Here is a 25,021-nt window from a genome sequence, read left to right on the forward strand (position 1 = left end):
TCAGGGTCTGGAGAGTCACGCCGGGAACTGGACCGGCTCGGTCGGCCTGTCGGGGCTGGCGAAATACTTTGCCCAGAACGCCTCGTGTGACCTTCGACAACGCCTGACGGACGACGACGGCGGCGCGCGGACCGGCCAGGCTGCGCTGAGGCCGTGGACCCACGAGGCCCCCGGGTCCCGCTGCGGGGCGGTGGGGTTTTGGGGTTAGGGTTTGGGGATGGGGGAGAGGCCGTATGTGGTGGTGAGTGTGGCGGTGTCGGTGGACGGGTTTATTGATGATGCGTCGGGGGGGAGGTTGCGGTTGTCCAATGCGGAGGATTTTGAGCGGGTGGATGAGGTGAGGGCTGGGGTGGACGCGATTCTGGTGGGGGCGGAGACGGTGCGGCGGGACAATCCGTCGTTGCTTGTGCGGTCGGAGATGAGGAGGGCGGAAAGGCGTCGGAAGGGGGTGCCGGAGGATCTGGTCAAGGTGACGCTCACGTCTAGTGGGGAGGGGTTGGAGGCTGGGGCTCGGTTTTTTACGACGGGGGAGGAGCCCAAGATCGTTTATACGGTGGCGGGGGTCGCGGGGCGGTTGCGGGAGAGGTTGGGCGGGGTGGCGGAGATCGTGGATCTTGGGGAGTGGGTGGGGCCTCGGGTGTTGTTGGAGGATCTTTATCGGCGGGGGGTGCGGCGGGTGATGGTCGAAGGGGGAGGGGGGGTGCACACGGCGTTTCTGACGGCGGATGTTGTTGATGAGGTGCATCTTGCGGTGGCGCCGTTCTTTATTGGGGACGGGCGGGCGCCTAGGTTCACCTATGAAGGGGTTTTTCCGCAGGGGCCTGGAAGGCCGATGCGGTTGGCGGAAGTGCGGGCGATCGGGGAGATCGCCTTTCTTCGGTATCTGATCGGGGAGTCGGATGGGTGAGCGGGTGGACGATCGGCGGTGGCTGGGGCTCGCCTGTGAGCTGGCGCGGGAGTGTCCGCCTTCGCGGACGGCCTTCTCCGTCGGGGCCGTCGTGGTAGGCGCGGACGGTAAGGAGCTGGCGCGGGGGTACTCGCGCGAGACGGACGACAAGGTGCACGCCGAAGAGGCGGCGTTGGCGAAGCTGCCAGGGGTGGACCTCGCGGGGGCCACCGTCTACAGCTCGCTGGAGCCGTGCGCGCGGCGGCTTTCGCGGCCTCAGCCGTGCGCGCGGCTGATCGTGGCCGCCGGGGTGCGGCGTGTGGTGTTCGCGTGGCGCGAGCCGGTGCTCTTTGTGGAGGGCGACGGGGTGGAGGTGCTGGCGGACCTGGGGGTCGAGGTGGTGGAGATCCCGGCGTTCGCGGCGCGCGCGAAGCTGCCGAACGCGCATCTGCTGTAACCGGGACGGAACCCGTCATTGAGACTGGAGTCTCGCCGTCGTATGCTGCGCCCAAGCAAGCACTCGGTTGGCGGAGGTGTCATGCACGAGCACAAGTCCTTCTTCATCGGCGGCGACTGGGTCGCGCCGGCGGGGACCGGGGTGATCGAGGTCGTCTCCCCGCACACCGAGGAGGTCATCGGACGGGTCCCGGACGGCACCGAGGCGGACATCGACAGGGCGGTCGCGGCGGCCCGCGCGGCGTTCGACGACGGGCCGTGGCCGCGCCTGACGCCCGCCGAGCGGGCCGAGGCCGTCGGCCGCCTGTCCGCGCTGTACGCGGCCAACGTGCAGCCGATGGCGGACCTGGTGACGGCCGAGATGGGGTCGCCCGCGCTGTTCTCGGTGTTCGCGCAGGCAGCGATCCCGCAGATGGTGCTGCAGTACTACGTAGATCTGGCCGCCACCTACCCGTGGGAGGAGGAGCGGCCGGGCCTCCAGGGCCCGGTGACGGTCGTGCGCGAGCCGGTCGGCGTCGTCGGCGCCATCGTGCCGTGGAACGTCCCCCAGTTCACGCTGATGCTCAAGCTCGCCCCGGCGCTCATCGCGGGCTGCACGATCGTGGCGAAGCCGTCGCCGGAGACGCCCCTGGACGCCTACCTGCTCGCCGAGTGGGTCAAGGAGGCGGGCATCCCGGACGGCGTCGTGAACATCGTCCCGGGCGGCCGTGAGGCGGGCGCGCACCTGGTGGCCCACCCGGACGTGGACAAGGTCGCCTTCACAGGGTCCACCGCCGCCGGACGCCAGATCGCGGCCGTGTGCGGGCAGCAGCTCAAGCGGGTCACCCTGGAGCTGGGCGGCAAGTCCGCGGCCGTCATCCTGGACGACGCCGACCTCGCCACCACCGTCGAGGGCTTCAAGCTCGCCTCGCTGATGAACAACGGCCAGGCGTGCGCCGCGCAGACCCGGATCCTCGCCCCGCGCTCCCGCTACGCCGAGGTGGCTGACGCGCTCGCCACGATGGTCGCGGGCATGGCGGTAGGCGACCCGACGGATTACGGCACCGAGATCGGCCCCCTGGTGGCCCGCCGTCAGCAGGAGCGCGTGGAGAGCTACATCCGGATCGGCCAGGACGAGGGCGCGAAGATCCTCGTCGGGGGGCTCAACCGGCCGTACGACCGTGGCTGGTACGTCGCCCCGACGGTGTTCGGCGACGTCACCAACGACATGCGGATAGCCCGCGAGGAGATCTTCGGGCCCGTCCTTTCCCTCATCGCCTACGACGACGAGGAGGACGCCATCCGTATCGCCAACGACAGCGAGTACGGCCTGGGCGGCTCGGTCTGGACCGCCGACGAGGAGCGCGGCGTCGCCGTCGCCCGCCGCATCCGCACCGGGAGCTGCGGCGTCAACCTCTACAGCATCGACCCGGCGACCCCGTTCGGCGGCTACAAGTCCAGCGGCCTGGGCCGTGAACTCGGCCCGGAAGGGCTGGACGCCTACCTGGAGCACAAGGCGATCCCCCGCCCTGCCCCCCAACCCTGAACCACTCCCCCTCCCCGGCCCCCGGGCGCGGCACCCCCTCGCGCCCGGGGGCTTCGCCGTCCCTAAGGAGGCCCGCCCGGTGTGTCTGTGTCCGTGTCGGTCGGCGGGGCGGTGTGCAGGGGTGCTTCGGGCGCGTCGGTGGGCTCGGGGTCGAGGCCGGTGTCCTGGTAGGAGAGCGGGTCCTCGATGGCCTCCAGGTGGGTGAAGACGGAGGCGTGGGGGAGCGCGGCGCGGATGGCGGACTCGACGTCGGTGGCGGTGCGGTGGCCGTGCCAGACCGTCCACGAGCCGGGCACGAGGACGTGCAGCGAGACGAACGAGCGGCTCCCCGCCTGCCGGGTCCGCAGCGCGTGGAAGACGATCCCGTCGGCCTGGAAGGGGCGCAACGCGTCGTTGATGAGCCCCTGTTCCCCGGGCGGGAGGGCGCGGTCCATGAGCCCGCCGCCGGAGCGCTTCACCAGCCGCGAGCCGGTGAACGCGATGTTCGCCGCGACGGCGAGCGCGATGAGCGGGTCGAGCACGTGCCACCCGGTGAACGCGACGGCGGCGACGCCGAGGATGACGCCCGCCGACGTCCACACGTCCGTGAGCAGGTGTTTGCCGTCGGCCTCCAGGATGATCGAGCGGTGCGCCCGCCCGGCCCTGATGAGCACCACGGCGACGGACAGGTTGATCACCGAGGCGAGCGCCGACACCGCGAGGCCGACCCCGACGTCCTCGACCGGCTGCGGCGACAGCAGCCGCTGGACGGCCGCGACGGTGATCGTCACCGCCGCGATGAAGATCATGATGCCTTCGGCGCCCGCAGAGAAGTACTCGGCTTTGGTGTGCCCGTAGGCGTGCTCGTCGTCGGCGGGCATGGACGACCAGCGCAGCGCCCCCACGGCGATGAGCGCCGCCACAAGGTTCACCACGGACTCGGCGGCGTCCGACAGCAGGCCGACCGAACCTGTCAGCCACCAGGCCGTCGTCTTCAGCGCGATCGTGGCGATGGCGGCCGCCACCGACAGCCAAAGCAGCCGCCCCAGCCTTCTGTCGGCCCCCGTCATCGTGCCTCCCGCCCTCCGGAACCCCCCAACTATGCCCCTTACCCAGAGGCCCCGTAGGGAGGGGTGCCCGGAGCGGGTCGGGCACCCCTCATTGGGCTAGTCGTGCAGGACGACGCCCCGGATGTTGCGGCCCGCGTTGAGATCCTCGTATCCGAGGGTGATCTCGTCGAGCTTGTAGGTGCGGGTGACCATCTCGTCCAGCTTGAGCTGACCCGTCCGGTACAGGTTGAGGAGCCGCCGGACGTCCCAGTTGCCGTTCGTCGCGCCGAACAGCGAGCCCTGCAGGCGCTTCTGCGAGAGCGTCAGGTCGGGTAGGAGGACGGGCGCGCCCGGCGCGTCGTGCGGGGCGATCGCGGTGACGACGACGGTCCCGGCCTTGCGGACGGCGGCGAGCGCCTGGCCGGGGTGCTCGGGCCTGAGCACGCCGACGGTGACGATGGCGGAGTCGGCGCCCTGCCCGTTGGTCGTCTCGCGCGCGAGTTCGGCGGCCTCCTCGATGGACGCGGCGGTGCGCGTCGCGCCGAACACGGGGGCCATCTCGCGCTTGAACGGCACCGGGTCCACCGCGATGATGTCGGCGGCGCCCGCGTGCGCGGCGCCCTGGACGGCGCTGACGCCGATGCCGCCGAGCCCCATGACGATCACCGTGTCGCCGGGCTGGACGGCGGCGGAGTTGACGGCCGAGCCCCACCCGGTGCTGACGGCGCAGCCGACGAGGCACGCCCGGTCCAGCGGAAGGTCGTCGTCGATCTTGACGACGGACTCCACCGCGACCGTCGTGATCTTGAAGTATTATGTGAGATATATCATCCGTCAATGGGTGGTTCCGGGCCAGTTCAGGGGAGCCCCGCCGTGGGTAGTTGACGGGGTTTTTGCCCTGCGGAACGTCCGGAGGGCGGCGGTGTCCGGGCAGGTCTGGGGGCATGAGGGGTACACCGCAGGAGGTCCTGAGCGGGCTGACGAGCGCCGCGCGTTTTCTCGTCGTCACGGTCGATCCGGGCGGTGAGGCGGCGGTCCGGGATCTGCTCGGCGGATTCGGGGACCTGCGCAAGTCCGTCGGATTCCGCGCGCCCGGCGGCCGGTTGACGTGTGTCGCGGGCATCGGCGCGGAAGTGTGGCCGCGCCTTTTCCGGGCGCCCGTTCCGGCGAAGCTGCATCCGTTCCGGGAACTGCGCGGCGCGGTGCACCACGCGCCCGCCACGCCCGGCGATCTGCTCTTCCACATTCGTGGCGCCCGCGCCGACCTGTGTTTTGAACTGGCCCGGCAGATCGTGAAACGGCTCGGCCCGCATTCCCGGGTGGTGGACGAGGTCGACGGATTCCGCTCGTTCGAGCAGCGCGACCTGCTCGGATTTGTGGACGGCACCGCCAACCCCGAGGGCGACGACGCCGTGTCCTCCGCCCTGGACGACGACGGGGCGAGCTACGCCGTCGTCCAGAAGTACCTGCACAACCTCCAGGCGTGGGAGAGCCTGCCCGTCGAGGCGCAGGAGACGGCGATCGGCCGCACCAAACTCGACGACATCGAGTTGGCGGACAAGGCGCGGAACTCGCACGTCGCGGTGAACACGATCGTCGTGGACGGCACGGAACACGACATCGTCCGGTTCAACATGCCTTTCGGCTCCGTCGGCAGGGGCGAGTTCGGCACCTACTACCTCGGCTACGCGGCCGATCCCGAGGTGCCGGAACGGATGCTGCGCCGGATGTTCGTCGGGGAGCCGCCCGGCAACCACGACCGCATTCTCGACTTCTCCACGGCGCTCACCGGCTGCCTTTTCTACGTGCCGCCGCAGGACTTCCTGGATGATCTGCCCGCCGCGCCGTGAAACGCGGATGGGCGAGTCTTGACGTCCCCGGGAGCGGACGGACATCGCCCCGTGGGCAGATTCCGGACATGAACATCGAAACCGCACTGCAGAAGCTCATCGAGCACGCCGAGGAGGAGCTGCACATCCGGCGGCACCGGGACCAGGAGAAGACCAACCGGGCCGACCACGGGCACGACGAGGCGGAGCTGCTGACGTCCGCGCGCAAGCTGGACGAGTACGCGCACGAGGTGCTCAAGATCCACGAGACCCAGCTCCCGCGCCGATGACGCGCAGCGCTGCCCAACATCGTCTATCGGTACAAACTCGGGGGTAAAGGGTGTCCACGCCGTACGGATCTTTTTTTGACGACCCCTTCCGCGGCTTCGACATGCTCGCCGGGCGGGTGTTCGGCGGCGACGCCTGGCCGCCGTCCCGGCCGGGCGTGCAGCGGGTCGACGTCGGCAAGCTGCTGAGCGGCCCGGCCAGGGAGATGATGGCGGCCGCCGTGCAGCGCGCGGCCGAACGCGGCGCCCCCGACCTGGACGTGCTCGACCTGCTCGCGGCGGGCGCGGGCGCCGATCCGGGCAGGTCGCTGCTGCGCGCGGCGGGCGCGGACCCCGACGGGATCGTCAAGCGGGTCGCGGAGGCCACCGGGAGCGGCACGCCGGGCGCCGCCCCGACCACGCTGACGCCCGCCGCCAAACGCTCGATCCTCGACGCGCAGCGGATCGCGGGCGCCGTCGGCTCGTCCTACATCGGCCCGGAGCACCTGCTGCTCGCGCTGTTCGCCAACCCCGAGTCGGCCGCCTCCCGGATCCTGGCCGCGCAGGGCGTCACGGCCGACGACTTCCAGGAGGCGATGCTCGGCAGGGCCAAGGGCGAGGCGCAGGGCGGCACGGGCGCGGCCAGGCAGAGCGACACGCCGACCCTTGACGAGTACGGCCGCGACCTGACCGAGCTGGCCAGGCAGGGCGGCATCGACCCCGTCGTCGGCCGCGAGGACGAGATCGAGCAGGCCGTCGAGGTGCTTTCGCGGCGCACGAAGAACAACCCCTGCCTCATCGGTGAGCCGGGCGTCGGCAAGACCGCGATCGTGGAGGGCATCGCGCAGCGGATCGTCAACGGCAGCGTGCCCATGACGCTCAAGGACAAGCGCGTCATGGCGCTCGACCTCACCGGCATGGTCGCGGGGTCGAAGTACCGGGGGGAGTTCGAGGAGCGGATCAAGAAGGTCCTGGACGAGATCCGGGATCATTCGGACGAACTGGTGATCTTCATCGACGAGGCGCACACCCTCATCGGGGCCGGTTCCGCCGAAGGCGGGATGGACGCCGCGAACATCCTCAAACCCGCCCTCGCGCGCGGTGAGCTGCACGTCATCGCCGCCACCACCATCGACGAGTACCGCAAGAACATCGAGAAGGACGCGGCCCTGGAACGGCGGCTCCAGCCGATCCTCGTCGCCGAGCCGACCGTCGAGCAGACCGTCGAGATCCTCGCGGGGCTGCGCGACGCCTACGAGGCGCACCACCAGGTGAAGTTCACCGACGAGGCACTCGACGCGGCCGCCACGATGTCCGACAGGTACATCAGTGACAGGTTCCTGCCTGACAAGGCCATCGACCTCATGGACCAGACCGGCGCCCGCGTCCGGCTCCGCGCGCAGGCGCCCGACCACGGCTCCCGTGAGCTGGAGGAGCGTCTCGCGGCCCTGCACCGGGACAAGGACCAGGCCGTGAAGGTCGAGGACTACGACAGGGCCAAGGAGCTCACCACCGAGATCGACAGGCTGCGGCCGGAACTGGAGCGGGCCAGGCACGGCGAGGACGCCGTCCCGGAGGTCACCGCGACCGACATCGCCGAGGTCGTCTCGCGGCGCACCGGCATCCCCGTGCAGACGCTCACCGAGGAGGAGCGGTCCCGGCTCATCAAGCTCGCCGACCACCTGCACGAGCGCGTCATCGGGCAGGACAGGGCGGTTCAGGCGGTCGCGGAGGCCGTCCAGCGGGGCCGGGCCGGGCTGTCGGACCCGAACCGGCCGATCGGCAGCTTCCTGTTCCTCGGGCCGACCGGCGTAGGCAAGACCGAACTAGCGCGCGCGCTGGCCGGGACGCTGTTCGGCGGCGACGACCACATGATCCGCATCGACATGAGCGAGTTCCAGGAGAAGCACACCGTCTCCCGGCTCGTGGGCTCGCCTCCCGGTTACGTCGGCTACGACGAGGCGGGGCAGCTCACCGAGGCCGTGCGGCGCCGCCCGCACAGCGTCGTGCTGTTCGACGAGGTCGAGAAGGCGCACCCGGACGTCATGAACATCCTGCTCCAGGTGCTGGACGACGGGCGGCTGACGGACGCGCAGGGCCGCACCATCGACTTCTCCAACACCATCGTGATCATGACGAGCAACATAGGCGCCCAGATGATCCTCGCCGCGACCGACGACGAACAGGACCTCGAAGCGCGCGTCATGGACCTCGTCCAGCACACGCTGCGGCCCGAGCTGCTCAACCGGATCGACGAGGTGATCGTCTTCGACCGGCTCGACAAGCCGCAGCTCCGCCAGATCGTCGACCTCATGCTCACCGGGACGCGGCAGCGCCTGGCCGGGCAGGACGTCTCCCTGGACGTCAGCGACGAGGCCAAGGACATCCTCGTGGAGAGCGGCTACAAGCCCGAGTTCGGCGCCCGGCCGCTGCGCCGGACCATCCAGCGGGAGGTGGAGAACCCGCTGTCGATGATGGTCCTCAACGGCGAGCTGTCCGAGGGCGGCACCGCGCGGGTGGAGGGCGCGGACGGCAAGCTGATGCTGGAGGCCGCCACCAGCTAGACGATCTGACGAGCTGAAGCCGGTACGAGGTCGGCGATCTGGACAGGATGCCACGCGGCGACCACACAGGTTGTGCAGGAGTCTTCCGGTGTCCTTGACTGTGGGACAGAGCACGTTCTCTCGGAGGGAAGGGGAGCAGCATGTCCCTGGGCGACACCCTGACCAGCCAGGAGGTACTCGCCGACCTCGACCTCGCCACCCTCAAGCGGCTCGTCGGCCTCGTGGAGTACGACGCCGCCAACGACCCGTTCCCGGTGACCGGCTGGGACGCCGCCGTCTGGGCGGTCGGCAACGCCACCCAGACCGCGCACTTCTTCCAGTCCGCGTTCGGCATGGAACTCGTCGCCTACGCGGGACCGGAGACGGGCAACCGTGATCACGTCGCTTACGTGCTGCGCAGCGGGGCCGTCAGGTTCGTCGTCAAAGGCGGGGTGCGCGCCGACAGCGAGATCGCCCGGCACCACGCGAAGCACGGCGACGGCCTGATCGACATCGCGCTTGAGGTGCCGGACGTCGACAGGTGCGTCGCGCACGCGCGGCGGGCCGGGGCGGTGATCCTGGCCGAGCCGCACGACGTCGCCGACGGGCACGGGACCGTCCGGCTCGCCGCGATCGCGACGTACGGCGACACCCGGCACACGCTCGTGGACCGCAGCCGCTACCACGGGCCCTACCTGCCCGGATACGTCGCGCGGACGTCGTCGTTCCGCAGGCGCGAGGGGGCGCCCCGGCGGGTGTTCCAGGCGCTCGACCACATCGTCGGCAACGTCGAGCTGGGCGAGATGGACCGGTGGGTGGAGTTCTACCGGCGTGTCATGGGATTCACCAACATGGCCGAGTTCATCGGCGACGACATCGCCACCGACTACTCGGCGCTCATGTCGAAGGTCGTCGCCAACGGCAACCACCGGGTGAAGTTCCCCCTGAACGAGCCCGCGATCGCCAGGAAACGCTCGCAGATCGACGAGTTCCTGGAGTTCTACGGCGGGCCCGGAGCCCAGCACCTGGCGCTGGCCACAGGCGACATCCTCAGGACGGTCGACGTGCTCGTGGCCGAAGGCGTCGAGTTCCTCTCCACGCCGGACTCCTACTACGAGGACCCCGAACTGCGCGCCCGCATCGGGGAGGTACGCGTCCCGATAGCGGAGCTGCAGAAGCGCGGCATCCTCGTGGACCGCGACGAGGACGGCTACCTCCTCCAGATCTTCACCAAACCCACCGGCGACCGCCCTACGGTGTTCTTCGAGTTCATCGAGCGGCACGGCTCCCTTGGCTTCGGCAAGGGCAACTTCAGGGCGCTGTTCGAGGCCATCGAGCGCGAGCAGGCCAGGCGCGGGAACTTCTGATGCCGTACTACCGCGCGGCCGGACGCGTCCCGCCCAAGCGCCACACCCAGCACCGGGCCACCGACGGGAGCCTGTACTACGAGGAGTTGATGGGCGAGGAGGGGTTCTCGTCGGACTCCTCGCTGCTCTACCACGTGCGCGTGCCTTCGGCGATCAGCGCGGCGCGCACCTGGGATCCGCCGGAGCAGTCGCTCGTGCCCAATCATCCGCTGCTGCCGCGTCACCTGGAGACGCACCGGCTGTTCCCGCCCGACGCGCGTGGAGTGGACGCCGTGACGGGGCGTCGCCTTCTGTTGGGCAATGGCGACGTCCGGCTTCTGTACGTCGTGGCGGACACCGCCAGCCCGTACTACCGGAACGCGATAGGCGACGAGTGCCTTTACGTCGAGTCCGGGTCGGCCGTCCTGGAGACGGTGTTCGGTGACCTCCCGGTGGGGGAGGGCGACTACGCGATCGTGCCCCGTGCCACGACGCACCGGATCGTCCCGGAAGGCGGGGCGCGGCTCTACGTGATCGAGGCGAACTCACACATCGGGCCCGCGCGGAGGTACCTGTCGAAGAACGGGCAGTTCCTTGAACACGCGCCCTACTGCGAGCGGGACCTGCGCGGGCCCGGGTCGCCCCGGGTCGTCGAGGGCGCTGACGTCGACGTGTACCTGAAGCACCGGGGGCCGGACGGCGTCGCCGGGACCGTGCACACGCTGCCGCACCACCCGTTCGACGTGGTCGGCTGGGACGGCTGCCTGTACCCGTACGCGTTCAACATCCGCGACTTCGAGCCGATCACCGGCCGCGTCCACCAGCCGCCGCCCGTGCACCAGGTCTTCGAGGGCGCCGGGTTCGTCGTCTGCAACTTCGTGCCGCGCAAGGTGGACTACCACCCTCTCGCCATCCCGGTGCCGTACTACCACTCGAACGTGGACTCCGACGAGGTGATGTTCTACTGCGGCGGCGACTACGAGGCGCGCAAGGGCTCCGGCATAGGCCCCGGCTCGATCTCCCTGCATCCCGGCGGCCATCCGCACGGCCCCCAGCCGGGCGCTTACGAGCGCGCTATCGGCGCCGAAGCCTTCGACGAGCTCGCCGTCATGGTGGACACCTTCCGCCCCCTCTCGCTGGGCGAGGCGGCCCGCGCCTGCGACGACGGCCGCTACGCCTACACCTGGGCCCGCACCCCCTGACCGGTCGAGGCGGGGGCGGCTGGGCGCCGGGTAGGGAGACGCGGGAGACTAGGGCGCATGAGGACGATCATGGTCATCGGGATCGGGGCGGGGGACCCGGATCAGGTCACCGTTCAGGCGGTCAAGGCGCTGCGCAGGGCTGACGTGTTCTTTGTCCTGGACAAGGGCGAGGTGAAGGGCGAGCTGGTCGAGCTGCGGGAGGAGATCCTGCGCAGGCACCGGGGAGACCGCGCGTTCAGGGTGCTGCGCGGGCGCGACCCCGAACGGGACCGCCAGGCCGGCGCCTACGCCGAGGCCGTCCACGACTGGCGCAGGCGGCGCGCCGACGTCTGCGCCGAGCTGATCGACCAACTCGGCCCGGACGAGACCGGCGCGTTCCTCGTCTGGGGCGACCCGAGCCTGTACGACAGCACCCTCCCGATCCTTGAGGACGTGCTGGCCCGTCCCGGATCGTCCTTCACGATCGAGGTCATCCCCGGCGTAAGCAGCGTGTCGGCCCTGGCCGCCCGGCACCGGACCGTCCTCAACCGCGTGGGCCGCCCCTTCCAGGTGACGACCGGCCGCCGCCTCGCCGAAGAATGGCCCGACGGCGTGGACGACGTCGTCGTCATGCTCGACGCGCACAACACCTTCACCGCCCTGGACGCCCCCGACGCCGAGATCTTCTGGGGCGCCTACCTGGGCATGCCCGACGAGATCCTCATCTCCGGCCCCCTCCCCGAGGTCGCTGACGACATCGTCAGCGCGCGCGCGGAAGCCCGCGAGCGCAAGGGCTGGATCATGGACACCTACCTCATCCGCCGCCACCCCGACACACCCTGATCCGGGGCGCGTGGATCGCGCGCCGAGTGGGTAGAGATGTCCGGTATGGAGGACGAGTTCGGTCGGATGCGTGACGTGGTGGGGCGGTGGCACCAGGTCACCGGTGACGTCGTGCGTGTGGTCAGGGCCCGGATCGGGCAGCTCGAAGCCGAGGCGGCCCGGCGCGACGCGGAGTACGCGGCCTTCCTCGCGCACCCCGACCTCGCCGCACTCGACCTCACCCTGGAGAACTGGTACGGCGACGGCGACGGACGTCCGGGACGGTCGCCCGGCTGATCCGTATCGTTATCGGGGAATGTCCTGATCTGGCGGATCCGAAGCGGATGATCAATAACATTCTGGGATGATCATCGCACGACGGTGGGCGGCAGGGCTGGCCTGCGCGCTCATCGCCTCGGCGACGCTGGGCCCGCCCCCGGCCGTCGCCGACGAGACCCCCGCCAAGGAACCGCCGCGCGTCGAGCTGGTGCTGGACTCCAGCGGCTCGATGCGCACCGCCGACATCGGCGGCCGCAGCAGGATGGCCGTCGCGAAACAGGCGTTCAACGACGTCGTGGACGCGCTGCCCCCCGAGACGCACCTCGGGATCCGCCTGCTCGGCTCGCAGCACCGCTTCCCGGGCAGCTCCAAGGCGGTCGGCTGCAAGGACACCAAGCTGCTCTTCCCGGTCGGTACGGTCGACAAGGTCGAGGCCAAGACCGCGATCGCGACGCTCGCCCCGACGGGCTGGACGCCCATCGGCTGGGCGCTGCGCGCGGCCGCGAAGGACCTCGGCACCGGCGAGACGACCCGCCGGATCATCCTCATCACCGACGGCGAGGACTCCTGCGGCCTGCCCGACCCCTGCGACGTCGCCAGGGAGCTGGCCGCGCAGGGCACCCACCTCGTCGTGGACACCCTCGGCCTCACCCTGGACGCCAAGGTGCGGCGGCAGCTCACGTGCATCGCGGAGGCCACCGGCGGGACGTACACGGCGGTGCAGAGCCAGGAGCAGCTCACCGACCGCCTGGAACAGCTCATCGACCGTGCTGTCACCACGTACGCGGAAGCTCCCCTGCACGTCGCGGGAGCCGAGAACTGTGCTACCGCGCCGACCCTTGCCCCCGGCGTCTACACCGACCGTGAGCAGTTCGGCGAGCACCGCTGGTACCGGGTGCGCCTTGCGCCCGGCCAGGAGCTGCGTGCCTCGGTGAGCCTGTCGCTCGACCGTAGGCTCAACCGTGACTACGGGGTGCTGCTGCGGGCGACCGCGAGCGGTGGCCGCGAGCTGGTGCGCGGCTCCGACGCGGGCAGCGGCAGGACCGACGTGCAGTCGGCCGGGCTGCGCTGGTCCGACGGGCGGCCCGCCGACGACGACGCCGAGCCCCGGACCGTCTGCCTCGTGGTGAGCAACTCGTTCTCGGCGCCGCCCGGCGTGCTGACGTCCCCCGGCATGCCGCTGGAGCTGACCGTGGACCTCGTCGCCTCCTCGCCCGATCCCGGCGATCCCGTCCTCGGCAGGGGCTGGACGCTGCTTGCGGTGCTCGCCCTGGCGGGCCTGGTAGCCGGGCTGGTCACGGGCTGGCTGGCCCGCTGGCGGATCTCGATCCGAAGGGAGGGCTGATGATGCGCGGCATCCTGATCCTGGTCGCGGCCTCGATCCTCGTGCTTCCGGCGCCGGCCTCCGCCGAGCAGCCGGTGCCCACGGTGACGACGGCCGGGCCGTCGTTCCTCAGCGCCACCGTGATCGTGCCGGGGCAGCCCGTCGTGGTGCCCGCCTCGACCGGCGACTACCTGTACTGGTCGTTCGCGGCGGCGGCCGGGGAGGCGCACCGGGTCTCGGTGCGCGTCACCCTGCCGCCCACGGCCGACCGGCACGGCCCCACCACCTGGACGCTCGACGTGTTCGACGGCCTGCGCCGCCGCCAGCCCTGCACGGCGGGCACCCAGACGGGCACCGCCAAGGCGGACGCCGCCGACGTCACCGTCGGGTGTTCGCTGCGCCGCGTCAGGTCGTGGGCCGACCACTGGTCCCACGACGCGCTGCCCGGGACGTACTACCTGAGGCTGTCCGCTACGGGGCTCCCCGAGCGGGATCTAGGGCTGCCCGTGCAGGCGAACGTGGAACTGACCGTCAAGGAGGGCGCGGCGCACCCCGCCGGTGCCCGGATGGAGGCGCCGCTCTCCCCGCCGATCAACGCGGGCGCCACCCTGCCGCCGGACGGCGCCGCGCCGACCGACGCCACGACGTCGGCGCCCAAACCGCTCGCCCAGGCCGAAAGCTGGGTGAACCGGCTGACGGGCCGCTGGACCTGGACGATCGTCGGCGGCGCCGTCGCCGCGCTCACCGGCATCCTCGGCTACACCCTCACCCGGCACCCCCGCCGCCGCCCCTGACGCCCCCACGCCCCCCGGACGGGCCGGACGCGCCCGTCCGGGGAGGACGGCGGAACCGGGCGGCGACCAGGTGGCCCGTCACCCGGGCGGCGGCGCGCAGGGGGGCGTCACCGAGGAGCATGCGGCTGGCGAGGCGCAGGGTCGAGGCGGCCGCCTTGTCGGGGGAGCCGCTGTCGAACGGGGGCTCGGGGTCGTACTCGATGACGAGCTGGAGCGCCTTGGCGGTGTCCTCGCCGTGCACCCGGGCGGTCAGCGCGAGCGCCATGTCGATGCCCGCCGAGACGCCGGCGCCGGAGACGACGTTCCCGTCGAAGACGACACGTTCCGGCACCACGTCCGCGCCCAGGGCGCGCACGTTCTCGCGCATGGCCCAGTGGGTGGTCGCGCGCCGTCCCCGCAGCAGGCCCGCCGTCGCGTACAGGACGCTGCCGCTGCACACCGAGACCAGCCATCCGGCGTCGGGCGCGGCGCGGGTGATCCAGCCGATCAGCTCCGCGTCCCGGGCGGCGTCGAGCGAGGCGGTGCCGCCGCCGCCGGGCACGACGATCATGTCCACCGGCCCGACGTCGGCGGTCGTCGCGGTGGGCAGGACGCTCATCCCCAGGTCGGTGGTGACCGGGTCGGGCGAGGTGGCGACAAAGCGGAACGTCGCGTCCGGCCAGCGGCTGATCACCTCGTAGGGGCCGATGAGGTCGAGCGCGGTGAATCCCGGGTAGAGCACGTAGGCGATGCGCATGTGGGCCTCCAGAACGGGATGGGCGCGGCCGGTCAGTCCGGCGCGGCGGGAGGGGTCAGCATGGGGACGAGGAAGCGGCGGGCCAGGGCGGCCAGGTGCTCGTCCTCGGTGAGGTCCGGCAGGCGGGTGGGGATGGCGAGGAACGAGGCGGAGATCCGGACCATCATCTCGGCGACGAGATCGACGTCGAGGTCGGCGGCGACGTTGCCCGCGCGCCGCTCCGCGCGGAGCTGGCCCGCGACGAACTGCCGCACCGTGGCGAGGGTCCGCCCGCCGTCCTTGATGAGGGCGGCGACGAGGGGGTCGGGTTCGGTGGCGATCATCCCGCCGATCAGTGGGTTGCTCCAGATGGCGCGCAACGAGCTGACGAAGCCGACGACCACCCTGTCGGCGGCGGTCTCGGCCCGTTCGATCTCGACGAGGAACGTGTCGAAGTAGCGGCGGAACTCGCGCCGCACGACCTGTTCGACGAGGGCGTCCTTGGTGGCGAACCGCCGGTAGACGGTGATGCGCGAGACGCCCGCGCGCCTTGCCACGTCCTCCATGGTGGACCGCTGGATGCCCATTCTGCAGAACTGCTCGTACGCGCCGTCGAGGATGCGGGTGTTGCTCTCGTCGGCGTCGTCGATCCGTTCGAGGGCGTCGTTGTAGGCACGCTCCAGTAGCGACTCGGCGTCCTGGGCGGGGACGGGGGACTGCTGCGCCGGCTCCATGGCCCTCCCGAGAAATTCTGTCAGTAAGTACTTGCTGATGGCTGGGTCTTGTCGGGCTGGAACGCATGTGTTCTGATGGGGTCCGCAGCGGATGATACGCAGATCCATCTCGCGTTTCAGCGTATCAGACCACCCCTTTCCGGCTGCCAAGGAGGTAATAGGCATGGTGGAGCGCAGCAGACGTGACGTCCTCTGGGCGGGCGGAGCACTCAGCGCGTTCGGCGCGCTGGCCGCCGCGACGCCCGCGTGGTCCTGGTCCCCCAAGGGCTCGGTCGCCGGCGTCGGCGCGGGCCTCGACCCCAGGACCGTGTGGGACGCCGAGGCCGACCCGATCGTCGCGGGCATCGTCCAGCGCGGCGAGGTCGCCCAGGTCAACAAGCTCCTCAACACCTGGCGCAAGAACGGCCAGCCGCTCCCGGACGGGCTTCCGGCCGACCTGCGCGCCTTCATGGAGAAGGCGCGCCGACTGCCCGAGTGGACCGACCAGGGCAAACTCCGCACCGCCGTCGACTTCAACGAGAAGCGCGGCCTGTACCTGGGCGTCACCTACGGCTTCGCGAGCGGGATGATGAGCACGGTCATCCCCCGCGAGGCGCGAGCCGTCTACTACTCCAAGGGCGGTGCGGACATGAAGGACCGCATCACCAAGACCGCCAAGCTCGGCTACGACATCGGGACGGCGAACGCCTTCAAGCCCGACGGCGAGATGATCGTCACCTGCGTCAAGACCCGCCTCGCGCACGCCGGGGTGCGGCACCTCCTGCCGCAGTCCCTGCACTGGAGCAAGGTCGCCGACGAGAAGATCCCCATCTCCCAGGCGGACATCATGGTCACCTGGCACAGCCTGCCCACGACCGTCATGCAGAACCTCCTCAAGTGGAAGGTGCCCATCCCGGCAGCGGAGTCGACGGCCTTCCTGCACTCCTGGCAGGTCACCGCGCACATGCTCGGCGTCCTCGACGAGTACATCCCCAACTCGTGGGCGGAAGCCAACTCCCAGGCCGCGCAGGTGCTCACGCCGATCCTGGCGCCGACGCCGGAGGGCATCAAGCTCGCCGACATGCTCCTCGGCCTCGGCGCGTCCATCGACGGCACCCTGCTCACCAAGCCGATCCTCAGCGCGCTCACCAGGTACGTGCTGGGCGACGAGATCGCGGGCTGGCTCAAGATCCGCAAGACGCCCGTGTGGGACGGCGTCTTCCAGCACGGCTGGGAGCCGTTCATCGCCGTCCGCGAGGGGCTGCTCAAGCTGGAGAAGGCGCCCGGCGTCGTCCAGAAGTCCTACTGGGCGTTCGACGAGGTGCTGCGGCTCGCGGCGCTGCTCATCCTCTCCGAGGGCAACATCCCCATCAACATCCAGATCCCGCACACCAACAACCCCAGGTACTGACCGGCCCGCGGCACACCGGGAGAGCGGGCGTGAACGAGATGCACCTGGCCTGGCTCGGTGCCGCCTTCGGGGGCACCGGGGTCTACTTCGTGTCCTTCGTCCTGTTCCGCGACGCCGCGCAGCGCATGCCGCCGCTGCGCGGCGGCCGTCCGGTCCAGGCGACCGTCGCGATGCTGAGCGACCCCGGCTGGTTCGTCGGCGGGCTGCTGCTGTTCGCCGGGCTCGCCTGCCAGGTCGTCGCGTTCGCCACGCTGCCCGCGCACGTCGCCCAGCCGCTCCTCGGGCTCAGCCTGCTGCTCCTGCTGGGGTACACCTCGGCCGCGCTCGGCGAGCGGCTCAGCGGCCGTGAGAGGGCCGCGGCGGGCGTCGCCGTGCTGGCGGTGCTATTGCTGGGCGTGTCCGGCACGTCGGACATCGGCGACCTGGAGACGGCCGGTGCCTGGGCCTTCTGGCCGCTCGCCCTGGTCGTCGTGCCGCCCATGTGCGTCGCGGTGCTGGTCTGGCTCGTCGGGGACCGCAGGGGCGGCGGGCGGCACGCCCAGCCGCTGGCCGGGGTCGCGTACGGGATCAGCGCGGGGACGTGCGCGGGCGTCGCGGAGGCGGCGGGGCGGGGCGTCTCCGCCGTCTGGGTGCACGAGGCGTCCGTGGCCGCCGTGCTGGCCTCGCCCTACCCGTACCTGATCCTGGGCATGGCGGGCATCACCCTCATCCAACTCCAGATCGCCCTGCAACGCTGCCGCCTCAGCACCGTCGCGGTCCTCATCGCCGTCTGCGGCCGCACCACGATGGCCCTTTCCGGCCCCGCCTTGTACGCCGAACCCTGGCCGTCAGACCCCGCCCCCCTCGCCCTACGCTGGACCGGCCTCACCCTCGTCCTCGCCGCCCTGGCCTTCTTCCCCCGCCACGAGCCCCCCGCGACAACCTGGAGCCGACCACCCCGGCCCCGAAACCGACCCGAGCACACCAACCCACCCGCAGGCGAATTCACGTCATCGCGCCATGTGGGACAAACGCCCGCAGTGATATTGAACAAGTGTTCACTTCTCGGGCGTAAGGGGAAATGGTGGCAATTTATCGGTCGGGCGGAGAAAGGCCGGTTCCGCTTCCGGCGCCGCGAGCGGACAAACGTGGTGTGGCCCTGGCACTGATCGCGGCATGCCAGCTGATGGTGGTGCTGGACGCGACGGTCGTGAACATCGCGCTTCCAGAGATCCAGACCGCGCTCGGCTTCTCCACCACCGCCCTCACCGCAGTGGTGGGGGCCTACACGTTGACGTTCGGGGGGCTCCTGCTGCTCGGCGGGAGGGCCGGGGACCTCCTCGGTCGGCGCAGGGTGTTCGTCTTCGGCATCCTGCTGTTCGTCGTCATGTCGCTGCTCGGCGGCCTGGCCCAGGAACCCTGGCAGTTGCTGGTGGCGCGGGCGCTCCAAGGGGTCGGCGGCGCCATCGCCTCGCCGACCGCGCTCGCGCTCGTGACGACCACGTTTCCCGAAGGCCCGGAGCGTAACCGCGCGTTGGGTGTGTTCGCCGCGGTCTCCGCTGGTGGCGGCGCCCTCGGCCTCTTGGTCGGCGGCCTGATCACCGAATGGCTGGACTGGCGTTGGGTGCTGTTCGTGAACGTCCCGATAGGGCTGGTGATCGTGGCGTTCGCGAAGCTGTACATCAACGAGTCGGCGCGGCAGCCCGGACGGTTCGACCTCGCCGGGGCCCTGACCTCCACCCTGGGCGTGTCCACCCTGGTCTACGGGTTCGTCCTCGCCGCGGCCGAGGGTTGGGGCGATCGGCGAGCGCTGCTCTGTTTCGCCGGGGCCGCCGTGCTGCTGACGGCGTTCCTCGCCGTGGAGCGGTTCGCGCGGGCGCCCGTCACCCCGCTGCGGCTGTTCCGGGACCGCGACCGCGCCGGCACCTACATCGTCATGATGAGTCTTTCCGCGGTTCTCTTCGGGGTCTTCTTCTACATCGTGCTCTTCGTACAGGACGTGTTGGGGTACAGCGCGGTCAAGGCCGGCGTCGCCTTCCTGCCGGTGACGGTCGCGATCGCGGCGGGCGCGGGCCTGGCCCAGCGCCTCCTGCCGCCGGCCGGTCCGAAGTCCCTCATGGTGACAGGTTCGCTGCTGGCCGCGGGCGCCATGGCGTGGCTGGCCCTGATCGATTCCACGAGCGGCTACCTGGACGGCGTCCTCGGCCCGATGCTGGTCTTCGGCGTCGGCATGGGGCTCAACGTCGTGACCCTCACCCTGACCGCGGTGTCCGGGGTGACGCGGCTGGACACCGGTGCCGCCTCCGCCCTGCTGAACGTGACGCAGCAACTGGGCGGTGTGATCGGACTGGCCCTGCTGACCACGGTCTACGGATCCGCCGGCCGCGCGGAGGCCGAGCGGCAGATGCCGGACTTCCTGGCGCACGCCTCGGCCGACATGAAGGCCGCCTTCGAGAGCACGGGCGAACTGCCCGGTAGCTGGGGCGGCGAGGTCCTGGCGGCGGGCATGGCGGGCAGCTTCGCGGCGGCCGTGGTGATCGCGGGTGCGGGAGCGCTCACCGCGCTGTTCGTGGTCCGGGTCCGCAGGAGCGACGTCGAGGAGCTCAAGAGCGTCGGCGGGACTCCGTTCTGACGGACATCCCCGCCTGATCGTCCGATCCGCCGTCGCTACCGCAGACGACGTACGGCATCCGTGGTAGCCGACGCGGTCGAGAGTCTGCGCTCGCACGACGCCCGCGAGCGGCCCGATCGCGACCATGGAGGACAGCCCCTATGGCTGGAGGAGAATTCAATGTCCACTGAGACCCCCCGGGCGAACGGAGCCCTGGCGGGACTTGCCCGTTTCTGTTACCGGCGCCGCCGCCTGGTTCTGCTCGCCTGGATCGCCGGAGTCGTCGCCGTGGCGTTCGTCGGCTTCGGCTATGGCGCGGCTCCCGACAACTCCTACTCCGGTGGAGGATCCGACTCCGCCAAGGCGCAGGCTCTGATCGAGAGGCATTTCCCCGAGCAACGGGGAGACACGCTGACCCTCGCGATCAAAGCGGAGAACGGGATCGACGACCCCTGGGCGCGGCAGCGGATCGAGGAGGTCATCGGCCGGCTCGACGCCTCGTCCGTCACTGGACCGGTGACCTCGCCCTACCAGGACGCGACTCTGGTGACGAAGGACCGGACGATCGCCCGTACGATCGTTCCGCTGACCGACCCGGACGTGGCGAAGACGTCGGTCAAGCCGTTGGTCGACCTCGTCAAGGAGGCGTCCGGCGACGGCGTGGCGTTGGGGCTGGCGGGGGACAAGGCGGAGAAGGCCGAGACGCCGCCGCAGGGCCCCGCCGAGGCCATCGGCCTACTGACGGCGGCGGTGATCCTCTTCATCGCCTTCGGCTCGCTGGTGGCGATGGGCCTGCCGATCGTGACGGCGCTGATCGCCATCCTCGGCGGCGTGGCGCTGATGAAGCTCGTGGGGCATCTCGCCCCCTCGCCGGACTTCACGGTGCTCGTCGCCGTCCTGATCGGCCTCGGCGTCGGTATCGACTACGCGCTGTTCATCGTGACCCGCTTCAGGGAGGCGCTGCAGGAAGGCGAAGGGCCCGAGGCCGCCACGGTCACGGCCATCACGACCGCGGGGCACGCCGTGCTGTTCGCGGGCACGACCGTGGTGATCGCGCTCCTGGGTCTGATCGCGATGGGTCAGAAGATGATGACCGGTGTGGCCATCGGCGCGTCGGTGACCGTGCTGGTGACGATGACCGCGGCCGTGACGCTGCTGCCGGCGTTCCTGGGCTTCACCGGCCGCAGGATCGACTCGCTGCGCCTGCCCCGCGCCCTCACCCGGCGGCGCGGGAAGGACTCCTTCCCCGCTCGGGAGCGGCGCACCCCGGCCGAACGCTGGGCCGCGGCGGTGCAGCGCAGGCCACGGATCGCCGCTCTGCTGGCGGGCGCGGTCCTGCTGGTGCTGGCCGCCCCGGCATTGTCGATGCGCCTGAGCCTGCCCGACGCCAGCGTGCAGCCCCATGACCGGAGCAGTTACGCGGCGTACGAGATCCTCTCGGAGGGGTTCGGCCCCGGTTACGGAGCGCCTCTCGTCTTCGCCACCCAGGTCGGCGCCCCTGGCGCCGACCTGAACGCCGTCGTCGACGCCGTCAGGAACACCGAAGGCGTCGCCTACGCCACCGAGCCACGGGTCAGCCGGGACGGGATCGCCGCCACCTTCGTGGCCTTCCCCACGACCGGATTCCAGGACGAGGCGACCACCGGCCTGGTACACGAGCTCCGCGACGGGGTTCTGCCCGGGGCCGGCGGTACCGACGTCTACGTGGGCGGCCCGAACGCCGGCGCGATCGACTTCGCCGAGGAGACCGGCGCGCGCCTTCCCCTGATGATCGCGGTCGTGATCGTGCTGTCCCTGCTCCTGCTGGTCGTCCTGGTCCGTTCCGTGACGATCGCGTTGCAGGCCGCCGTCATGAACCTGCTCTCGATCGGCGCGGCCTATGGTGTGGTCGTCGCGATCGTGCAGTGGGGCTGGCTGGGCTCGGTGTTCGGATTCCCCACCGAGATGCCGATCACCACCTGGGTGCCGATGATGATGTTCCCGCTTCTGTTCGGCCTGTCGATGGACTACGAGGTCTTCCTGGTCTCCCGGGTCCGCGAGGAGTACGAGCGGACCGGCGACACCCGGACGGCCGTCGTGCGCGGGCTCGCGCGGACCGCCAAGCTCATCACAGCCGCGGCCGCGATCATGATCGCCATCTTCACGACGGCGCTGCTCGGCCCCGACGTCTCGGTCAAGCAGATCGGTCTGGGCATGGCCGTCGCCGTGTTCGTCGACGCCACCATCATCCGGTTGGTCCTGGTCCCCGCCGTGATGGAGCTCTGCGGCGAGTCCAACTGGTGGATGCCGGGGCGGCGCCGGGCGGCGAAGGAGGTCCCGGCCGCACCGGCTCCGACGCGCACCGGCTGATCCGGGGACGGACACGAACGCCCCTCGCTCTCGGCGGTCCGGCTTCAGGCGGGCCGGGCCGCCCCGACCGAGGGGCGTTCTCCTGGAGGGACGGTGGGTCTAGCTGCCGTTCAGCTTGCGCTGGACGAACTCGTAGCTCAGGTCGCCGATCTTCGACGCGTACCGGCTGGCGGCCTCGACCGAGGCCGGGAAGTTCTCCCCGCCCCAGACCCTGCTCTGGCCGCAGTCCTTCGCGAAGTCGCTCAGGCCGCTCCAGCGAAGGGGAGCGTCGCTGGCGGGCGTGCGTCCCGGTTCGACGAGGGAGGAGCCCTTGGGCGCCGGAACGAAGATCTCCAGCTTGTCGGAGCCGGTGAAACGCCGCGCCTGCTGGGTGTAGGCGAGGCAGACGGCGGTGACGCCGGAGGGGTACTCGGGAGAGGCCGCGGCCAGCCCGCTCAGATAGCCCTGCCACTCGTCGCCGGTGATGTCGCTGACGGTGCCCTTCCCGGGACCGCCCCACGCCGTGATCTTCCTGCCCCCGTACAGGTGACGGATCGCGCTGAACGGCCGGACCGAGTCGTACTTGCGCTTGTAGTACCACGTGGCGACCGTGACGTCGTAACCGGCCACGATGGAGGTGGTGACGTACTGGACGGCCTTCTCGGTGCTGAGCCCGCCGCCGATGACGACCTGGGCGGCGATCGCCCCGAAGGGCCTGACGTTGTCGTTGAAGAGCTCGGCGGTCATCTTCTTCCGGTCGTCGAGCCCCGCCGACGCCTGCAACACCCCGTCCGCCTGGCGCCGGTAGCCCTTGGCGTCAAGGAGATGGTCGTTCGGCGGAGGCGGCACCTGGAACTGCTGGGGACTCCGGTAGGAGAACGGCTTCAGTCGGCCGAACTGCGGGAATCCGAACTCCTGCACCGTGAAGACGTCCCTCGACGAGGAGGTGTTCGGCTGCCAGCGCGAGGGTGAGCGGAGCTCGTACGCGCTGTTGACGGGCTTGTATCCCGTGTAGTCGGCGTACGGCCGCTGATTGTACTGACGGCCGTTGGCGTCGCCGTCCCGGTTGCTCCCGTCGGCCTTCCGCGCGGCCAGGGCGTTCTTGGCGGCGAGGATTCCGATGCCGCTCGGCGTGGCGCGGTCCTCAGCGGTGTTGTCGGGATCGAGGCCCGCGGCCTGCATCATCTCGCGCCATGCCGCCTTGTGCTGCGGAAGAACCGCGTTGAGCGACGTGAAGGCGGCGTAGACGACGGCGATGTTCTTGTTGCGTGTCGTGCGCTCCGCCGGCGGCCGGCGTCCGAGGTCCGAGAAGATGCCCACGGCCGTGGGGTGGTAGGGAGCGATCGCGTCGAACCACGGCATCTCCACCAGCATGGCGTGGTCCGCGGTCCACGGGATGGGGCGGCCGAGACTCTCGGCGCGGGACACGCTGTCGAACCTGGGGTAGATGACGCCGATCAGGGCGTTCCCGTTGTCGAGGTCGAAGCCGACCGGCTCACGCGAGGAGGCCGTCACGGAAGCGGTCAGCGATCCCATCAGGGCCGCCGTGACCGCGGCCGCCGCGTAGCCCATGTGGCGTCTTCGTAGCCGTCGATTGAACATGACCGGAAATCTCCTTTCGACGGCGGCTTCCGCGGGAAATCGGCGGACGCGCGATACTCCGCTGTGCAGAAATCGCCGCCACTCGCGCATCGGAACTTATTTGACGGGTGTCCTGATTCGAGATGACGTTAACTTCGGCATGTTCAATCGGTCCACTACTTGATCGGGTAGTGGACACCCGCACGCGTGCGCGTCCTTTAATAATTGGAGGACTGGAAAAACGGCGTTCGAAGTGATGTCGTCCAGGCGATTCTGTGGGGGTGAGCGCATGGCCGTCGGCCATCTGGGGCCGGCTGGGGAGGCGGCCGCCATCGAAGCCGTGATCAGGGATTTCTTCGCGGAACGCCGCGCCGAGGTCGATGCGCTCGGCCAGGCCTTCGCCGCCGCGGTCGCCGACCTGGAGGCCCATGTTCTTCGCGGCGCCGAACGTGCCCGGTCGACCTTCGCCTGGCTCGGCTGGCTCGGTGCCGGCGGTGATCCGCGGGACCCGGTCGCCAAGGCCGTGCTCAGCGCCTGTGCGGGGCTGGAGCTGCTCCATGCGCCGATCATGTTCCACGGGCACGCCACGGGCACGCCGGGGCTCCTTCGCGCTCGTTTCGTGGCGTCGAACCCGGTGAGGCGGTTCTCGGCGCGGGAGGCTGCCGTCCTGATGGGCCACCTGGCTCGGATCTGGGCGGACGTCATGGTGCGCGCGTCCGGATTGCCGGAGGACGCGCAAGCCCGGGTCCGACCGGTATGGTCCGCGATACGTTCGAGCAACCTGATCGAGCAGGTCGAGCTGATCAGCCTGGCATACGACGGGGAGGGCCCGGGTCCGAGGCTCGGGGCGGGCTCGTCCGCGGCGGAACGTCCACTGCGGTTCGGCGCCGCGATCGCCGGCGCCCGGATGGATCTCGTCGCGGCCTACGCGGCGTTCGGCGCCGAACTCGATGAGGCGTTGCGGCTCCGGGACGACCTGCTGGGCGCGCTCGTCGGGGCCGACCTCCTCGCCGACGGGCCCGCCGAGGTGCGGGCGGCGCTCGTCGGTTCCGGTGCGCTGGAGCACATCGAATTCCAGATCGCCCGCCGTGTCACGCGGGCTCTCGCGGCTCTGGAACAGAGTGGCGCGACCGCCGGCGCCAAGGATCGGCTCGCCGCGCTGGCGGTGGAGATGACGCGATGGGACGGCCTGGCGCCGGTGTCGACCCCGCGGTGATCCGCCGCGGATCGGCTCGGCCGGGGGAAACCGGATCGAGGGCCGAGTCGTTCCGCAGAATGCGAATGATGTCCTTCGTGAACGATTGTTCGTCCGGTATTCCGCAGAACAATGGAATCATCGGCGGAACGGATGGCGTATCCGAGGGTGTGCGACGGCTGCGCGGTGGAAGTACTGCGTGCGTAGTA

22 protein-coding genes are annotated in these 25,021 nt (G+C 70.6%); 17 read left to right on the forward strand and 5 right to left on the reverse strand.

All coding sequences use genetic code 11. The annotated features are described in order from the left end of the window. The first annotated feature begins 217 nt into the window (after positions 1 to 217). The 3 genes from LO762_RS05285 (at position 218) to LO762_RS05295 (ending at position 2,867) form a co-directional block, all read left to right on the forward strand. On the forward strand, positions 218 to 907 hold the full coding sequence (locus LO762_RS05285; protein ID WP_230613032.1) for a RibD family protein: 690 nt from the start codon (positions 218 to 220) through the stop codon (positions 905 to 907). Next, positions 900 to 1,343, forward strand: coding sequence for a deaminase (locus LO762_RS05290; protein WP_230613034.1), 444 nt, complete (start codon positions 900 to 902; stop codon positions 1,341 to 1,343). The genes LO762_RS05285 and LO762_RS05290 overlap by 8 nt, the downstream gene beginning before the upstream one ends. Before the next feature lie 81 nt (positions 1,344 to 1,424). Next, positions 1,425 to 2,867, forward strand: coding sequence for an aldehyde dehydrogenase (locus LO762_RS05295; RefSeq protein WP_230613036.1), 1,443 nt, complete (start codon positions 1,425 to 1,427; stop codon positions 2,865 to 2,867). A 62-nt stretch (positions 2,868 to 2,929) separates the two neighbouring features. Here LO762_RS05295 and LO762_RS05300 read toward each other — a convergent pair whose 3' ends face one another. Beyond that, positions 2,930 to 3,916, reverse strand: coding sequence for a cation diffusion facilitator family transporter (locus LO762_RS05300; protein WP_230613038.1), 987 nt, complete (start codon positions 3,914 to 3,916; stop codon positions 2,930 to 2,932). Positions 3,917 to 4,012: 96 nt separating this feature from the next. After that, positions 4,013 to 4,684, reverse strand: a complete 672-nt coding sequence (locus tag LO762_RS05305; protein ID WP_230613040.1) for a zinc-binding dehydrogenase — start codon at positions 4,682 to 4,684, stop codon at positions 4,013 to 4,015. 155 nt (positions 4,685 to 4,839) lie between these two features. On the opposite strand from LO762_RS05305, the gene LO762_RS05310 reads away from it, so the two are divergent. The 9 genes from LO762_RS05310 to LO762_RS05350 all read left to right on the forward strand — a co-directional run bounded on the left by LO762_RS05310 (position 4,840) and on the right by LO762_RS05350 (position 14,279). Continuing rightward, entirely contained in the window at positions 4,840 to 5,745 is a 906-nt protein-coding gene (locus LO762_RS05310; protein ID WP_230613042.1) for a Dyp-type peroxidase, read from the forward strand. Between the two features lie 68 nt (positions 5,746 to 5,813). Further along, the gene (locus tag LO762_RS05315) at positions 5,814 to 6,014 is read left to right on the forward strand and encodes a hypothetical protein (RefSeq protein WP_230613044.1); all 201 of its coding nucleotides are present in this window, start codon (positions 5,814 to 5,816) and stop codon (positions 6,012 to 6,014) included. Between the two features lie 101 nt (positions 6,015 to 6,115). Beyond that, positions 6,116 to 8,554 carry an ATP-dependent Clp protease ATP-binding subunit gene (locus LO762_RS05320; protein ID WP_230613575.1) on the forward strand — a complete coding sequence of 813 codons (2,439 nt, stop codon included), beginning with the start codon at positions 6,116 to 6,118 and terminating at the stop codon, positions 8,552 to 8,554. Between the two features lie 140 nt (positions 8,555 to 8,694). Then, a complete protein-coding gene (gene hppD / locus LO762_RS05325; protein ID WP_230613046.1) occupies positions 8,695 to 9,900 on the forward strand; it encodes a 4-hydroxyphenylpyruvate dioxygenase in 1,206 nt (401 codons plus the stop codon). Continuing rightward, the gene (locus LO762_RS05330) at positions 9,900 to 11,081 is read left to right on the forward strand and encodes a homogentisate 1,2-dioxygenase (RefSeq protein ID WP_230613048.1); all 1,182 of its coding nucleotides are present in this window, start codon (positions 9,900 to 9,902) and stop codon (positions 11,079 to 11,081) included. Before hppD ends, LO762_RS05330 begins: the two co-directional genes overlap by 1 nt. Before the next feature lie 57 nt (positions 11,082 to 11,138). Next, positions 11,139 to 11,903 carry a precorrin-6A synthase (deacetylating) gene (gene cobF / locus LO762_RS05335; protein WP_230613050.1) on the forward strand — a complete coding sequence of 255 codons (765 nt, stop codon included), beginning with the start codon at positions 11,139 to 11,141 and terminating at the stop codon, positions 11,901 to 11,903. 45 nt (positions 11,904 to 11,948) lie between these two features. Then, a complete protein-coding gene (locus LO762_RS05340; RefSeq protein WP_230613052.1) occupies positions 11,949 to 12,179 on the forward strand; it encodes a hypothetical protein in 231 nt (76 codons plus the stop codon). A 67-nt stretch (positions 12,180 to 12,246) separates the two neighbouring features. Further along, positions 12,247 to 13,506, forward strand: coding sequence for a VWA domain-containing protein (locus LO762_RS05345; protein ID WP_230613054.1), 1,260 nt, complete (start codon positions 12,247 to 12,249; stop codon positions 13,504 to 13,506). Continuing rightward, a complete protein-coding gene (locus tag LO762_RS05350; protein WP_230613056.1) occupies positions 13,506 to 14,279 on the forward strand; it encodes a hypothetical protein in 774 nt (257 codons plus the stop codon). The genes LO762_RS05345 and LO762_RS05350 overlap by 1 nt, the downstream gene beginning before the upstream one ends. Here the strand turns inward: LO762_RS05350 and LO762_RS05355 are convergent. Both LO762_RS05355 and LO762_RS05360 read right to left on the reverse strand, forming a co-directional pair. Continuing rightward, positions 14,251 to 15,015: a DJ-1/PfpI family protein gene (locus LO762_RS05355; RefSeq protein ID WP_230613058.1), complete on the reverse strand. Its 765-nt coding sequence runs from the start codon at positions 15,013 to 15,015 to the stop codon at positions 14,251 to 14,253. The two genes, LO762_RS05350 and LO762_RS05355, sit on opposite strands and share 29 nt — an antisense overlap. A 32-nt stretch (positions 15,016 to 15,047) precedes the next feature. After that, positions 15,048 to 15,728 (reverse strand): TetR/AcrR family transcriptional regulator, encoded by a 681-nt coding sequence (locus LO762_RS05360; protein ID WP_230613060.1) that lies wholly within the window; start codon positions 15,726 to 15,728, stop codon positions 15,048 to 15,050. 163 nt (positions 15,729 to 15,891) lie between these two features. Here LO762_RS05360 and LO762_RS05365 point away from each other — a divergent pair, with 163 nt between their 5' ends. The 4 genes from LO762_RS05365 (at position 15,892) to LO762_RS05380 (ending at position 22,057) form a co-directional block, all read left to right on the forward strand. Further along, on the forward strand, positions 15,892 to 17,118 hold the full coding sequence (locus LO762_RS05365; RefSeq protein WP_230613062.1) for an oxygenase MpaB family protein: 1,227 nt from the start codon (positions 15,892 to 15,894) through the stop codon (positions 17,116 to 17,118). Between the two features lie 29 nt (positions 17,119 to 17,147). Further along, positions 17,148 to 18,266 carry a hypothetical protein gene (locus LO762_RS05370; RefSeq protein ID WP_230613064.1) on the forward strand — a complete coding sequence of 373 codons (1,119 nt, stop codon included), beginning with the start codon at positions 17,148 to 17,150 and terminating at the stop codon, positions 18,264 to 18,266. Continuing rightward, positions 18,251 to 19,729, forward strand: coding sequence for an MFS transporter (locus LO762_RS05375; protein ID WP_230613066.1), 1,479 nt, complete (start codon positions 18,251 to 18,253; stop codon positions 19,727 to 19,729). Before LO762_RS05370 ends, LO762_RS05375 begins: the two co-directional genes overlap by 16 nt. A 159-nt stretch (positions 19,730 to 19,888) precedes the next feature. After that, positions 19,889 to 22,057: an MMPL family transporter gene (locus LO762_RS05380; protein WP_230613068.1), complete on the forward strand. Its 2,169-nt coding sequence runs from the start codon at positions 19,889 to 19,891 to the stop codon at positions 22,055 to 22,057. Between the two features lie 99 nt (positions 22,058 to 22,156). On the opposite strand, the gene LO762_RS05385 is transcribed toward LO762_RS05380, so the two are convergent. Further along, complete coding sequence (locus LO762_RS05385) at positions 22,157 to 23,638, reverse strand: DUF6851 domain-containing protein (protein WP_230613070.1); 1,482 nt, start codon at positions 23,636 to 23,638, stop codon at positions 22,157 to 22,159. Positions 23,639 to 23,906: 268 nt separating this feature from the next. Between LO762_RS05385 and LO762_RS05390 the strand changes: the two genes are divergently transcribed. Then, positions 23,907 to 24,833, forward strand: coding sequence for a hypothetical protein (locus tag LO762_RS05390; RefSeq protein WP_230613072.1), 927 nt, complete (start codon positions 23,907 to 23,909; stop codon positions 24,831 to 24,833). The last annotated feature ends 188 nt before the right edge of the window (positions 24,834 to 25,021 follow it).

Source organism: Actinocorallia sp. API 0066 (assembly GCF_020991275.1).
Classification (GTDB): domain Bacteria; phylum Actinomycetota; class Actinomycetes; order Streptosporangiales; family Streptosporangiaceae; genus Actinocorallia.

Coding starts and splice junctions, on each gene's coding strand:
- LO762_RS05285 (WP_230613032.1), top strand. CDS start 218: ATGGGGGAGAGGCCGTATGTGGTGGTGAGTGTGGCGGTGTCGGTGGAC.
- LO762_RS05290 (WP_230613034.1), top strand. CDS start 900: ATGGGTGAGCGGGTGGACGATCGGCGGTGGCTGGGGCTCGCCTGTGAG.
- LO762_RS05295 (WP_230613036.1), top strand. CDS start 1,425: ATGCACGAGCACAAGTCCTTCTTCATCGGCGGCGACTGGGTCGCGCCG.
- LO762_RS05300 (WP_230613038.1), bottom strand. CDS start 3,916: ATGACGGGGGCCGACAGAAGGCTGGGGCGGCTGCTTTGGCTGTCGGTG.
- LO762_RS05310 (WP_230613042.1), top strand. CDS start 4,840: ATGAGGGGTACACCGCAGGAGGTCCTGAGCGGGCTGACGAGCGCCGCG.
- LO762_RS05315 (WP_230613044.1), top strand. CDS start 5,814: ATGAACATCGAAACCGCACTGCAGAAGCTCATCGAGCACGCCGAGGAG.
- LO762_RS05320 (WP_230613575.1), top strand. CDS start 6,116: ATGCTCGCCGGGCGGGTGTTCGGCGGCGACGCCTGGCCGCCGTCCCGG.
- hppD (WP_230613046.1), top strand. CDS start 8,695: ATGTCCCTGGGCGACACCCTGACCAGCCAGGAGGTACTCGCCGACCTC.
- LO762_RS05330 (WP_230613048.1), top strand. CDS start 9,900: ATGCCGTACTACCGCGCGGCCGGACGCGTCCCGCCCAAGCGCCACACC.
- cobF (WP_230613050.1), top strand. CDS start 11,139: ATGAGGACGATCATGGTCATCGGGATCGGGGCGGGGGACCCGGATCAG.
- LO762_RS05340 (WP_230613052.1), top strand. CDS start 11,949: ATGGAGGACGAGTTCGGTCGGATGCGTGACGTGGTGGGGCGGTGGCAC.
- LO762_RS05345 (WP_230613054.1), top strand. CDS start 12,247: ATGATCATCGCACGACGGTGGGCGGCAGGGCTGGCCTGCGCGCTCATC.
- LO762_RS05350 (WP_230613056.1), top strand. CDS start 13,506: ATGATGCGCGGCATCCTGATCCTGGTCGCGGCCTCGATCCTCGTGCTT.
- LO762_RS05355 (WP_230613058.1), bottom strand. CDS start 15,015: ATGCGCATCGCCTACGTGCTCTACCCGGGATTCACCGCGCTCGACCTC.
- LO762_RS05360 (WP_230613060.1), bottom strand. CDS start 15,728: ATGGAGCCGGCGCAGCAGTCCCCCGTCCCCGCCCAGGACGCCGAGTCG.
- LO762_RS05365 (WP_230613062.1), top strand. CDS start 15,892: ATGGTGGAGCGCAGCAGACGTGACGTCCTCTGGGCGGGCGGAGCACTC.
- LO762_RS05380 (WP_230613068.1), top strand. CDS start 19,889: ATGTCCACTGAGACCCCCCGGGCGAACGGAGCCCTGGCGGGACTTGCC.
- LO762_RS05385 (WP_230613070.1), bottom strand. CDS start 23,638: ATGTTCAATCGACGGCTACGAAGACGCCACATGGGCTACGCGGCGGCC.
- LO762_RS05390 (WP_230613072.1), top strand. CDS start 23,907: ATGGCCGTCGGCCATCTGGGGCCGGCTGGGGAGGCGGCCGCCATCGAA.